This is a genomic window from Pseudomonas poae RE*1-1-14 (genome assembly GCF_000336465.1).
Lineage (GTDB): Bacteria > Pseudomonadota > Gammaproteobacteria > Pseudomonadales > Pseudomonadaceae > Aquipseudomonas > Aquipseudomonas poae.
In genome coordinates, this window is record NC_020209.1 from 4,409,607 (window position 1) to 4,422,495 (window position 12,889).

12 protein-coding genes are annotated in these 12,889 nt (G+C 62.1%); 7 read left to right on the forward strand and 5 right to left on the reverse strand.

The window, feature by feature from the left end:
- Window positions 1–12: 12 nt before the first annotated feature.
- Both H045_RS19370 and H045_RS19375 read right to left on the reverse strand, forming a co-directional pair.
- Window positions 13–867 carry a sulfurtransferase gene (locus tag H045_RS19370; protein ID WP_015373223.1) on the reverse strand — a complete coding sequence of 285 codons (855 nt, stop codon included), beginning with the start codon at window positions 865–867 and terminating at the stop codon, window positions 13–15.
- A gap of 33 nt (window positions 868–900) precedes the next feature.
- Window positions 901–1,572, reverse strand: coding sequence for a TetR/AcrR family transcriptional regulator (locus H045_RS19375; RefSeq protein WP_003234642.1), 672 nt, complete (start codon window positions 1,570–1,572; stop codon window positions 901–903).
- A 145-nt stretch (window positions 1,573–1,717) separates the two neighbouring features.
- Here H045_RS19375 and H045_RS19380 point away from each other — a divergent pair, with 145 nt between their 5' ends.
- From H045_RS19380 to H045_RS19400, 5 genes are all read left to right on the forward strand, one after another.
- The gene (locus H045_RS19380; protein WP_015373224.1) at window positions 1,718–3,145 is read left to right on the forward strand and encodes a coniferyl aldehyde dehydrogenase; all 1,428 of its coding nucleotides are present in this window, start codon (window positions 1,718–1,720) and stop codon (window positions 3,143–3,145) included.
- Between the two features lie 28 nt (window positions 3,146–3,173).
- Entirely contained in the window at window positions 3,174–3,719 is a 546-nt protein-coding gene (locus H045_RS19385) for a hypothetical protein (RefSeq protein WP_003234646.1), read from the forward strand.
- Between the two features lie 46 nt (window positions 3,720–3,765).
- Window positions 3,766–5,361: a GMC family oxidoreductase gene (locus H045_RS19390; RefSeq protein ID WP_015373225.1), complete on the forward strand. Its 1,596-nt coding sequence runs from the start codon at window positions 3,766–3,768 to the stop codon at window positions 5,359–5,361.
- Between the two features lie 103 nt (window positions 5,362–5,464).
- Window positions 5,465–5,944: a pantetheine-phosphate adenylyltransferase gene (coaD, locus tag H045_RS19395; protein WP_003234650.1), complete on the forward strand. Its 480-nt coding sequence runs from the start codon at window positions 5,465–5,467 to the stop codon at window positions 5,942–5,944.
- A gap of 127 nt (window positions 5,945–6,071) precedes the next feature.
- Window positions 6,072–6,323: a YfhL family 4Fe-4S dicluster ferredoxin gene (locus tag H045_RS19400; RefSeq protein ID WP_003213796.1), complete on the forward strand. Its 252-nt coding sequence runs from the start codon at window positions 6,072–6,074 to the stop codon at window positions 6,321–6,323.
- Window positions 6,324–6,422: 99 nt separating this feature from the next.
- Here the strand turns inward: H045_RS19400 and mutM are convergent, their stop codons facing one another.
- Window positions 6,423–7,235 (reverse strand): bifunctional DNA-formamidopyrimidine glycosylase/DNA-(apurinic or apyrimidinic site) lyase, encoded by an 813-nt coding sequence (gene mutM / locus H045_RS19405; protein WP_003234653.1) that lies wholly within the window; start codon window positions 7,233–7,235, stop codon window positions 6,423–6,425.
- Window positions 7,236–7,256: 21 nt separating this feature from the next.
- Window positions 7,257–8,123 carry an HDOD domain-containing protein gene (locus H045_RS19410; protein ID WP_015373226.1) on the reverse strand — a complete coding sequence of 289 codons (867 nt, stop codon included), beginning with the start codon at window positions 8,121–8,123 and terminating at the stop codon, window positions 7,257–7,259.
- A 228-nt stretch (window positions 8,124–8,351) separates the two neighbouring features.
- On the opposite strand from H045_RS19410, the gene H045_RS19415 reads away from it, so the two are divergent.
- Window positions 8,352–9,548 (forward strand): class I SAM-dependent rRNA methyltransferase, encoded by a 1,197-nt coding sequence (locus H045_RS19415; RefSeq protein WP_015373227.1) that lies wholly within the window; start codon window positions 8,352–8,354, stop codon window positions 9,546–9,548.
- A gap of 259 nt (window positions 9,549–9,807) precedes the next feature.
- Complete coding sequence (gene ilvD / locus H045_RS19420) at window positions 9,808–11,649, forward strand: dihydroxy-acid dehydratase (RefSeq protein ID WP_015373228.1); 1,842 nt, start codon at window positions 9,808–9,810, stop codon at window positions 11,647–11,649.
- A 119-nt stretch (window positions 11,650–11,768) separates the two neighbouring features.
- Here the strand turns inward: ilvD and H045_RS19425 are convergent, their stop codons facing one another.
- Window positions 11,769–12,827 carry an HAD family hydrolase gene (locus tag H045_RS19425; protein ID WP_003234672.1) on the reverse strand — a complete coding sequence of 353 codons (1,059 nt, stop codon included), beginning with the start codon at window positions 12,825–12,827 and terminating at the stop codon, window positions 11,769–11,771.
- Window positions 12,828–12,889: the final 62 nt, after the last annotated feature.

A 12,889-nucleotide genomic window follows, 5' to 3' on the forward strand; every position in this document is an offset into this window, starting at 1 on the left:
AGGCCAAGGGGCTCATTCGCCCGTGGCGATGCCCCGCGCGGGATCCGTGATCCACTCACTCCACGACCCCGCATACAACTTGCCCAACGGGTAACCCGCCAACCCCAGGGCAAACAGGTTATGGCAGGCGGTGACGCCGGAGCCGCAATACGCCACCAGTTCCTGGGGCGAACGGCCCTGCAACTGCGCGGCAAACCGCTGCTTGAGCTGCTCGACCGGCAGAAACCGCCCATCGCTGCCCAGGTTCTCATTGAACGCTGCGCATTGCGCGCCGGGGATATGCCCGGCGATCGGGTCGATGGGTTCAACGTCGCCACGAAAACGCGCCGGAGCGCGCGCATCGATCAGGGTCAGGCCCGGTTGGTCCAGACGGTTTTGCAGATGCTCGGCATCCACCACCAGGCCGTTATCGGGCGCGCCCGCAAAGTCGCCCGGCTCGATCATCGGTGCGTCCAGGCTCAAGGAGAAACCGGCGGCATGCCAGGCCTTCAAGCCACCGTCCAGGATATACACGCCGTCCCGCTTGCCCAACCACACCAGCAACCACCAGGCGCGGGCGGCAAAGGCACCAGGGCCATCGTCATACAGCACCACCTCGGTGTCAGCACTGATGCCCCACGCGCGCAGTTGTTCGACGAAGGTCTGCGCTGTCGGCAGCGGATGACGCCCGGTCACGCCCTTGGTCACCGGGCCGCTGAGATGGCGCTCAAGGTCGGCATATTGCGCGCCTTCGATATGCCCTTCGGCATAGCTGCAACGCCCATAATCCGGGTCTTCCAGGGCAAAACGGCAATCGAGGATCACCAACGCGCCGCGCGTTTGGCGCTCGGCCAGGTGCTGAGGGCTGATCAGTTGGGCAAGCGGCATGACAGACTCCTGTAAACAGATTCGGGAAAGGTCCTACTTCACTTCATCCAGCGCCTGATTCAGCGGCACGTAAAACTCCTTGAACAGCCCATCCACCGCTTCCTTGGCCTGGGGCGTGACGAATCCCGCCTCCAGCACCAGCACCTGATACACACCGCGCTTGATCGCTTCAGCACTCAAATGGGTGGAGTTTTCGTTGGTGGTGCACAAAAAGCGCACCCAGGAAGTGAGGATAATCCAGGCGTTGAGGGTCAGGGCTTCGGTCTGGATCGGGTCCATATTGAGGATGCCGGCATCGACGAACCCCTGGTAGATGGCCCCGCCCTGGGTCAGGCAGCGCTGGGAAAACCGCCGGTAGCCGGTGGCCATTTCGGGGTCGCTTTCCAGCAGGTGCTCGAGGTCGCGGTGCAGGAAACGGTAGCGCCACATGCCGGCCAATACGGCCTGCAGGTAGAAACGTTTATCTTCCACACACATCGCGCGACCCTGGGGCGGGCGCAAAAAACTGTCCACCAGCGCTTCGTACTCGCGAAACAGTACGGCGATGATCGCCTGCTTGTTGGGGAAGTGGTAGTACAGGTTGCCCGGTGAAATTTCCATATGGGCGGCGATGTGGTTGGTGCTGACACTGCGCTCGCCCTGCTGATTAAAAAGCTCCAGGCTGGTGTGCACAATGCGTTCGCTGGTCTTTACTCGTGGTGCCATGGGGGATCAGCTTCCATACACGGAATGGGCCATCTTACGGCCTAACCGTGGCGGGATAAATCTGCATGTGGCTGCAATGATATTTGACAATTTAGAGTAATGACTCTAAAAGTCCAGGCAGACCAATAACAATCGGGGCTGCACCATGTCTGCCACTGTTGCCTACCTGCAGGACTCCCAAGCGCTGGATCAGCTTCAGCCGCTGTTCGACGCCCAGCGCCGCGCCTACGCCGCCAACCCGATGCCGCCCGCCGCGCAGCGCCAGCAATGGCTCAAAGCCCTGCGCGAGTTGCTCAGCGACGAACGCCAGGCGTTGATCCGCGCGATCAGCGAGGATTTCAGCCACCGCAGCGCAGACGAAACCCTGTTCGCCGAACTGATGCCCAGCCTGCATGGCATCCACTACGCTAGCAAACACCTCAAGGGCTGGATGAAACCGTCGCGCCGCGCCGTAGGCATTGCCTTCCAGCCCGCGTCAGCCAAAGTCATCTACCAACCGCTGGGCGTGGTCGGCGTAATCGTGCCCTGGAACTACCCGCTGTACCTGGCCATCGGCCCGCTGGTCGGTGCGCTGGCGGCCGGTAATCGGGTGATGTTGAAGCTCAGCGAGTCCACTCCCGCCACCGGCGAACTGCTCAAAAGGCTGCTGGCGAAGATCTTCCCCGAAGACCTGGTGTGCGTGGTGCTCGGCGAAGCCGACGTGGGCATTGCGTTTTCCAGGCTGCGTTTCGATCACCTGCTGTTCACCGGCGCCACCAGCATTGGCAGGCATGTGATGCGCGCGGCCGCCGAGCACCTCACGCCGGTCACGCTGGAGCTGGGCGGCAAGTCGCCGGCGATTGTCTCTGCCGATGTGCCGCTCAAGGACGCCGCCGAACGCATCGCTTTCGGCAAAGCTCTGAATGCCGGCCAAACCTGCGTAGCGCCGGACTACGTGCTGGTGCCGGAACACCGCGTGGATGCGTTCGTCGAGGCCTATGGCAAGGCGGTTCGCGGATTCTATCCGACGCTGGTCGATAACCCGGACTACACCGCAATCATCAACGAACGACAATTGGCGCGGCTCAATGCCTACGTAAAGGACGCCACCGACAAGGGCGCCACGCTGGTCCCCCTGTATGAACAGGGCCAGGCACGGCGCATGGCCCACAGCCTGCTGCTGAATGTCAGCGACGACATGACCGTGATGCAGGATGAAATCTTCGGCCCGGTGCTTCCCGTCGTGCCCTATGGCGACATCGACCAGGCATTTGCCTACATCAACCAACGCCCTCGCCCGCTGGCGCTGTATTACTTCGGCTACAACAAGCGCGAACAGGACCGGGTGCTGCACGAAACCCATTCCGGCGGCGTCTGCCTGAACGACACCCTGCTGCACGTGGCCCAGGACGATCTGCCGTTTGGCGGCGTCGGCCCATCGGGCATGGGCCACTACCACGGCCACGAGGGCTTTCTCACCTTCAGCAAGGCCAAGGGCGTGCTGGTGAAACAGCGCCTGAACGCAGCGAAGCTGATCTACCCGCCCTACGGAAAATCGATCCAGAAGCTGATTCAGAAGCTGTTTGTTCGCTGATTCCGCCACCCACGGGACAACAATAACAATGAACCCCAGCCTGACTGATTCACCCGCGCTGTCACGGCGCGGCATCCTGAAGATTGGCCTGTGCGCCAGTGCTTTCCTGGCCACCGCCGGGTTGGGCGCCAGCCTCAGTGGCTGCTCCGCCAGCACCCCGGCCAGCGGCTTTGTCATGCTGCGCAGCAGCGACCTGCCGTTTTTGCGGGCGGTGATGCCGGTGTTGCTCGACGGTGTCGCCAGCGCCCAGGAGGTCGCCGCCGGCATTGAAGACGCGCTCAAAAAGCTCGATTACAGCCTGCAATACCTGTCGCCGGAGATGGTCAAGCTCACCCGGCAGTTGTTCGACGTACTCGCCATGGGCATTACCCGCGGCCCGCTGACTGGCATCTGGGGCAGCTGGGAAAACGCCAGCAGCGAGCAGATCCGCCACTTCCTGCAGCGCTGGGAGAACAGCAGCCTCAACCTGCTGCGCATGGGTCAGGGCTCGTTGCTCAAGCTGGTGATCATGGCGTGGTATTTCCGGCCGGCGTCCTGGGCCCATTGCGGCTACCCCGGCCCGCCCCACATCTGATTCGCGCAACAAAAACAACGCACAACAAAAACAAGAGTGCCCACCTATGCCCGTACCCGATCTGTTCCGCGACGGCCTGGCCCGTGGCTGGAAAACCCACAACGGCGGCGCCCTCGACCGCGACCTGACCCTGGAAGCCGATGTGGCGATCATCGGCAGCGGCGCCGGCGGCGGCACCACTGCCGAGATTCTCAGCGCTGCCGGTTACCGAGTGCTGCTGATCGAGGAAGGACCGCTCAAGACCAGCAGCGACTTCAAGCTGCTGGAGGACGAGGCCTACGCCAGCCTGTATCAGGAAGGCATCGGACGCATGAGCAAGGACGGCGCCATCACCATCCTGCAGGGCCGGGCCGTGGGTGGCACCACGCTGATCAACTGGACCTCCAGCTTTCGCACGCCGGACGCCACCCTCGCCCACTGGGCCAGCGAATACGCGGTGACGGGCCACAGCAGCAGCGAGATGGCGCCCTGGTTCGAAAAAATGGAGCAGCGCCTGGGCATCGCGCCCTGGGCACTGCCGCCGAACGCCAACAACGATGTGATCCGCAAGGGCTGTGAAAAGCTCGGCTACAGCTGGCACGTGATCCCGCGCAACGTGCGCGGCTGTTTCAACCTGGGTTATTGCGGCATGGGCTGCCCGGTGAATGCCAAGCAGTCGATGCTGGTGACCACCATTCCCTCCACCCTGGAGCAAGGCGGCGAGCTGCTCTACCTGGCGCGCGCCGAGCAGTTCAACTACAGCGGCGACGCCATCAGCAGCCTGGAATGCGTGGCCATGGACGCACGTTGCGTGGCGCCCACCGGGCGCAGGATCACGGTGAAAGCCAGGCATTACGTGCTGGCCGGCGGCGGCATCAACAGTCCGGCGCTGCTGATGCGCTCCAACGCGCCGGACCCGCATTCGCGGCTCGGCAAGCGCACCTTTCTGCATCTGGTCAATTTCTCTGCGGGGCTGTTCGAGGAGGTGATCAACCCGTTCTACGGCGCGCCGCAGTCGATCTATTCCGACCATTTCCAATGGCAGGACGGCGTTACCGGCAAAATGTCCTACAAACTGGAAGCACCGCCCCTGCACCCCGGATTGGCCAGCACGCTGTTTGGCGGCTACGGCAGCGCCAACGCGCTGGACATGAGCCAACTGCCCAACACCCACGCCATGCTCGCGCTGTTGCGCGACGGGTTTCACCCCGACAGCACGGGAGGCACCGTCGGTTTACGCGGTGACGGCACGCCGGTGCTCGACTATCAGGTCTCGCCCTACGCCTGGGACGGCCTGCGCCGCGCGTTTCACAGCATGGCCGAGATTCAGTTCGCAGCGGGCGCAAGGTCCGTGAAGCCGTTGCACCATGATGCGCGTTACGTGAACACTCTGGCCGAGGCTCGCCGCATGATTGACGAGCTGAGCCTGGAACTGCACCGAACAACCCTGGGCAGCGCCCATGTGATGGGCGGTTGTGCCATGGGCGAAGACCCGAAAAATGCGGTGGCCGACAGCCTCGGCCGTCATCACCAGCTGCGCAATCTGTCGATCCACGATGGCTCGCTATTCCCCACCAGCATTGGCGCCAACCCGCAATTATCGGTGTACGGCCTGAGCGCCAAACTGGCGACAGCGTTGGCCGAACGTCTGAAAACGGCATGAAAAAACCGCCGATCAGCGGTATGTATCTACATAAGGCGACTTTCCCGACCGGGATGGCTGCGATACCATCCGGTTCCCCAACGGACTCCGCCAGGACGACGCGATGAACCGAGTGTTGTATCCAGGAACCTTCGACCCGATTACCAAAGGCCATGGCGATCTGGTCGAGCGCGCCTCTCGCCTGTTCGACCATGTGATCATCGCGGTCGCCGCCAGCCCCAAGAAAAACCCGCTGTTTCCTCTGGAGCAGCGCGTTGAACTGGCACGTGAAGTCACCCGACACCTGCCCAACGTCGAAGTGGTGGGCTTTTCGACGTTGCTGGCGCATTTCGCCAAGGAGCAGAACGCCAATGTGTTTCTGCGTGGCCTGCGCGCCGTGTCCGATTTCGAATACGAATTCCAACTGGCCAACATGAACCGCCAGCTGGCACCGGACGTCGAGAGCCTGTTCCTGACCCCTTCGGAGCGTTACTCGTTCATTTCCTCGACCTTGGTGCGAGAAATCGCCGCGCTGGGCGGAGATATCACCAAATTCGTTCATCCTGCCGTGGCGGATGCGCTGACGCTGCGCTTCAAGAAGTAGGGGTCGACAGGTCGCGTTGGTCTGTTGCCGCAGGTCATGTGCGCTCGCACTGCGGGCGCCAATGCGGCACAATTGCGCGCATTAGTCGTTTTCAGTTGCCTTGGCTGCGGCCCTGGCAGGAGTTTTCATGTCCCTGATCATCACCGACGATTGCATCAATTGCGACGTCTGCGAACCCGAGTGCCCGAACGCTGCGATTTCCCAGGGCGAAGAGATTTACGTGATCGACCCCAACCTGTGCACCCAGTGCGTCGGCCACTACGACGAGCCGCAGTGCCAGCAAGTGTGCCCGGTGGATTGCATTCCGCTGGATGAGGCACACCCTGAAACCGAAGAACAGCTGATGGAGAAGTACCGGTTGATTACCGGCAAGGCCTGAACAGTTGTGTGGCCCTGCCGAGCCTCGTCGGGGAGTTGAACGCGATCCACTGTGGAAGGGGGCTTGCTCCCGATGGCACTCTCAGCCAACACCCGGCAATCAGCGCTGGCACTTGGGGCAAAACACACTCGCCCGCTGCCCCAACAGCACATTGCGCAACTCGGTCCCGCACACCTTGCATGCTTCGCCGCCCCGGCCGTAGGCGAACAGCTCCTGCTGGAAATACCCCGGCTGCCCGTCACCGCCAATAAAGTCGCGCAACGTGGTACCGCCGCGCTCGATGGCCGCCGCCAGCACTCGCTTGATCTCGATCGCCAATTTCACATAGCGCGCCCGCGAAATGCCGCCCGCCGCGCGACGCGGATCGATCCCCGCCGCAAACAGTGCTTCGGTCGCGTAAATATTGCCCACGCCCACCACCACCGCGTTGTCCATGATGAACGGCTTGATTGCCATCGACCGCCCGCGAGACATCTGGAACAGCCGCTCGCCGTCAAACAGGTCGGTCAGCGGCTCCGGCCCCAGGCTCAGCAGCAAGGTGTGGTTGTGCGGGTCCTGGCTCCAGAGCATGGCGCCGAAACGTCGCGGGTCGGTGTAGCGTAGCGCCAGGCCCGATTCCAGCTCGATATCCACATGTTCATGCTTGGCTGCCGGCAGCCCGGTTTCGACCATGCGCAGGTTGCCCGACATGCCCAGATGGCTGATCAGCGTGCCCACTTCGGCATTGATCAACAGGTACTTGGCGCGCCGCTCCACCCCCACGATGCGCTGCCCGGACAGGCGCACATCCAGGTCCTCCGGGATCGGCCAGCGCAGGCGTCGCTCACGCACCACCACACGGCTGACGCGCTGGCCTTCCAGGTGCGGCGCAATCCCGCGACGGGTGGTTTCGACTTCGGGTAACTCGGGCATGCGTACCTCTTGGCTGACGGGTCAGTTCGCGCCCAGCTCGCGGATCGACAACTTCATGCTTTCAAAGTCGTAGTCCGACAGGCCGACGTAATCGAGCACCAGGTGACCGATGGCATTCCACTCATGGTCTTCTGCCTGACCGCCCAGTACGCGGTGAGAGGAACAGATGTGCTCGGCCATCTTCAGGATCGCCAGCAGGTTTTTAAGCGGCGGGGTGCGCGACGACTCATCGCTGAAAATCGCCAGGGCATTGTGGTGGTTGGCGATGGCGTCGGTCACATGCTCCGGCAACCGCCAGGATTTGGCCGTGTAGTAGCCAACCACTGCATGGTTGGTGTTGAACGCGTTGTTCTCTGTGTCGACCACCCGGCAGTCGGGGCCGGCATTGGCGTAGGCCTGCTCGAGCACCGTCATGTAGTCGGGGAAGCGCTTGAGCATCAGCGGCACGCCGCAATCGTGGAACAGGCCCAGGGCATAGGCTTCATCGACAGTCTGCGAGCCGGTGCGCTTGGCAATGGTGAGACAGGTCATGGCCACGTCCTGAGCGGTGTCCCAGAAGCGATTGAGGGTGACGATGGTGTCATCGCTCATCTCGCCCTTGATCGACTGCGCATTGATCAGGTTGATGATCGAGCGGCTGCCCAGCAGGTTCACCGCGCGCTGGATCGAGGCGATCTTGTTGCTCAGGCCGTAATACGGCGAGTTGACGATTTTCAGCAGCGCGCCGGACAGGCCCGGGTCCTGGGAGATCAACCGAGCGATCACGCCCAGGTCCGGATCAGGCATGTACTGCTCCATCTGCAGATCCACCATGATCTGCGGTTGGGGCGGTACGCTGATGCCTTGCAGGGCCTGCTGGATCTGCTCGGAGGAAAGCTCTTGGGACATAAGTACACACTCTTGGCTGAGTGGCGATTCTAACCTCTAAGCAAACCTGACCGACACCTCAAAACCGGATCAAATGTGGGAGCTGGCTTGCCTGCGATGGCATCAACGCCGTTTGTCAGATACACCGCAGTGCCTGCATCGCGAGCAAGCCCGGTCCCACATGTCCGGCAGCGGGGCGAGTTCCTGCACAACACGGTATACTCCCGCTCTTTTTTCCGGAGCGACGTCATGTCCCTGCCAAGCCTGCGTCTCAAAGCCAACGCCGATCGTCGTTTGCGCAACGGCCACCTGTGGGTCTACAGCAACGAAATCGACGTGGCTGCCACCCCACTTCACGGCTTCCAGGCGGGCGACCAGGCCATCCTCGAAGCGGCCGGCGGCAAGACCCTGGGCATCGTGGCCATGAGCCCGAACAACCTGATCTGCGCCCGCCTGCTGTCGCGCGACATCAAGTTGCCGCTGGACAAGTCGCTGCTGGTGCACCGTCTCAACGTCGCCCTGTCCCTGCGTGATCGCCTGTTCGACAAGCCGTTCTACCGCCTGGTCTACGGCGATTCCGACCTGCTGCCGGGCCTGGTGGTCGACCGTTTCGGCGACATTCTGGTGGTGCAGATCGCGTCGGCAACCATGGAAGCCCATAAGGACGACGTGATCGCCGCCCTCACCCAGGTGCTCAAGCCCAGCGGCATCCTGTTCAAGAACGACTCCGCCGCGCGCGATGCCGAAGGCCTCAACCGTTACGTCGAAACCGTGTTCGGCCTGGTGCCGGAGTGGGTCGCACTGGAAGAGAACGGCGTGAAATTCGAAGCCCCGGTGATCCAGGGCCAGAAGACCGGCTGGTTCTACGACCACCGCATGAACCGCGCCCGCCTGGCCCCGTATGCCAAAGGCAAACGCGTGCTCGACCTGTACAGCTACATCGGCGGCTGGGGCGTGCAGGCTGCGGCCTTTGGCGCCAGTGAAGTGTTCTGCGTCGATGCCTCGGCCTTCGCCCTCGACGGCGTAGAGCGCAACGCCGCGCTGAACGGCGTGGCCGAAAAAATGACCTGCATCGAAGGCGACGTCTTCGAAGCGTTGAAAGAACTCAAAGCCAGCGAAGAACGCTTCGACGTGATCGTCGCCGACCCACCGGCCTTCATCAAACGCAAAAAAGACATGAAAAACGGCGAAGGCGCCTACCGCCGCCTGAACGAACAAGCCATGCGCCTGCTCAGCAAGGACGGCATCCTCGTCAGCGCTTCGTGCTCCATGCACCTGCCGGAAGACGACCTGCAAAACATCCTCCTCACCAGCGCCCGCCACCTGGACCGCAACATCCAGATGCTCGAACGCGGCGGCCAGGGCCCGGACCACCCGGTGCACCCGGCGATTGTCGAGACGCGGTACATCAAGAGCATTACGTGCCGGTTGCTGCCTAATAGCTGATTGAAACCGAATCATCTGTAGGCGCAAGCTTGCTCGCGCCTACAGGCAGACGGCCATTCCCTCCAGCCGCCAGCGGTGTAGAATCGGCCCTATTCATCGCCAGTCATCCCCCGGCGGGTTTATGAGCTCGAGGCCCAGGCATGCGGCGATCCCGCGATGCGAGAGGCAACTTTTGCGCACACAGCCATTTTCTGAGTGCGTCAGACGTCCATAGAAGCTCACTCCCCTCAAGAACCTGATTAGCCGCCCGGAGTGCTCCATGCCAGATTACCGCTCGAAAACATCCACCCATGGCCGCAACATGGCCGGCGCGCGCGCGCTGTGGCGTGCCACGGGGATGAAGGATGACGACTTCAAGAAGCCGATCATCGCGATTGCCAACTCGTTCACCCAGTTCGTGCCCGGCCACGTACACCTCAAGGACCTGGGCCAACTGGTCGCCCGCGAGATCGAACGCGCAGGTGGGGTGGCCAAGGAATTCAACACCATCGCCGTGGACGACGGCATCGCCATGGGCCATGACGGCATGCTGTATTCGCTGCCGAGCCGCGAGATCATCGCCGACTCCGTGGAATACATGGTCAACGCCCACTGCGCCGACGCCATCGTGTGCATCTCCAACTGCGACAAAATCACCCCTGGCATGCTGATGGCCGCCCTGCGCCTCAACATCCCGGTGATCTTCGTGTCCGGCGGGCCGATGGAAGCCGGCAAGACCAAACTGGCCTCCCACGGCCTCGACCTGGTTGACGCCATGGTGATCGCCGCCGATTCCAGCGCTTCTGACGAGAAGGTTGCGGAATACGAGCGCAGCGCTTGCCCGACCTGCGGTTCGTGTTCCGGCATGTTCACCGCCAACTCGATGAACTGCCTGGTCGAAGCCCTGGGCCTGGCCTTGCCGGGCAACGGTTCCACCCTGGCCACCCACAGTGACCGCGAGCAGTTGTTCCTGCAGGCCGGCCGCACCATCGTCGAGCTGTGCAAGCGTTATTACACCGACAACGATGACTCGGTACTGCCGCGCAATATCGCCAACTTCAAGGCGTTCGAAAACGCCATGACCCTGGACATCGCCATGGGCGGTTCCACCAACACCATCCTGCATTTGCTCGCCGCCGCCCAGGAAGCCGAGATCGATTTCGACCTGCGCGACATCGACCGCCTGTCCCGCCATGTGCCGCAGCTGTGCAAGGTCGCACCGAACATCCAGAAGTACCACATGGAAGACGTGCACCGCGCCGGCGGGATCTTCTCGATCCTCGGCTCCCTGGCCCGTGGCGGCCTGCTGCACACCGACCTGCCGACCGTGCACAGCACATCCATGGCCGAAGGCATCGCCAAATGGGACATCACCCAGACCGACGACGAAGCGGTGCATCACTTCTTCAAGGCCGGCCCGGCGGGCATCCCGACCCAGACTGCGTTCAGCCAGTCGACCCGTTGGGACACCCTGGACGACGACCGTGAAAACGGCTGCATCCGCAGTGTCGAGCACGCCTACTCGCAAGAAGGCGGCCTGGCCGTGCTGTACGGCAACATCGCCCTCGACGGTTGCGTGGTCAAAACCGCCGGCGTGGACGAGTCGATCCATGTGTTCGAAGGTCGCGCCAAGATCTACGAAAGCCAGGACAGCTCGGTACGCGGCATCCTCGCTGACGAAGTGAAGGAAGGCGACATCGTGATCATCCGCTACGAAGGCCCCAAAGGCGGCCCGGGTATGCAGGAGATGCTGTACCCGACGTCGTACCTCAAGTCCAAAGGCCTGGGCAAAGCCTGCGCATTGCTCACCGACGGCCGCTTCTCCGGCGGCACCTCGGGCCTGTCCATCGGCCATGCTTCACCGGAAGCCGCTGCCGGCGGCGCGATTGGCCTGGTGCAGGATGGCGACAAGGTGCTGATCGACATTCCGAACCGCTCGATCAACCTGTTGATCAGCGACGAAGAACTGGCGGCACGCCGGGTCGAGCAGGACAAAAAAGGTTGGAAGCCAGTCGAGAAGCGTCCACGTAAAGTGACGACCGCCTTGAAGGCTTATGCCCTGCTGGCCACCAGCGCCGACAAGGGTGCTGTGCGTAACAAGGCGATGCTTGACGGTCTGTAAGCCGCGCTCGTAAAAATGCCCCGCCAAGTGCGGGGCATTTTTTTGCCTGGAGCAATTTTTCAGAACATTGCAGACCAAAAAGTGGGAGCTGGCTTGCCTGCGATAAGGGCAACTCGGTCTTACTGAATCTCCTCCGGCTTGACGATCACCCAGTTCTTGTCCGCCGTCACCGGCAACCCTTCCTTGGCCTGCGCCGCTGCGTGCTTGGCCATCATCCCGTTGAGTTGGGTCATGTATTTGTCCTTGCGGTTGATCCACAGGTGGATGCCGCCCTTGGCCACGTCCACGTCGTGGAACAGCATGTAGCCATCACTGGTCGGCGTGTCGCCGCCGACGATCACCGGTTTTTTCCATTCATCGATATACGTGAGAATCGCTGCGTGCTTGCCGGCCATCCAGGTCGCCGGGGTCCACAGGTAGGGGGTGAGTTCCAGGCCGAGGTTGGCCTTCTCGTCATACTTGCCGGCGGCGATCTGTTTGCGTGCAGTGGTCAGCTCGCCGGTCTTGCGGTCCTTGAGCAAGGTGCTCACGCCGATGACGTTTTCGGGTTTGACGTTATAGCCGTACTTCGGATCGGCCGCGACCATGCGCACCAGCTCCTCGGACGCGGCCGTCATGACGTACACCTCGATGCCGTTCTCCATCAGCTTGTTGAACAGCTCGGCCTGGCCGGTGAAGACCTTCGGCGGCTGTACCTCGGATTGCTTCACCGCGTCGCCTTCGAAGTAGCTGACCGGTACCGGCTTGCCCGACGCCATCAGCTCATCCACCTGCACCTTCAGCTCCTTGAGGGTGAAGCCAGAGAACACCTGGGCCACCCACGGGTAGCAGACCATGTCGTCCACTTCGCACAGGCGATAGTAGTAACTGAACAGGCTTTCCTTGTGATCGGCGGTGTCTTTGAACGGCATCAGCTTGAGCGAGGGGTCGAGACTGTCACGCGTGATCAGCCCCTTGTTCTCCATGTACGGCAGCAGGGATTCTTCGAGGTCATAGCGGTAACTGGTGTTGTCCATGTCGAAGACCGCGTAGTTACCCTTGTTGGCGTTGGCCGCGATCATTTCATTGAGTTGCTTGGCGGCCGGCGCAGGCCAGTGTTTCAACTCGGTGGCGGCGAACGCCTGAGCGGCGAGGCCGAGGCAAAGGGCGGCGGCAAGAAGTTTCGGCGCGAGCTTCATAGGCGTTGGTTCCCAGAGTGAAAGACACCGACCCTAACAAATCCCTGTGACAGTTCCCATGT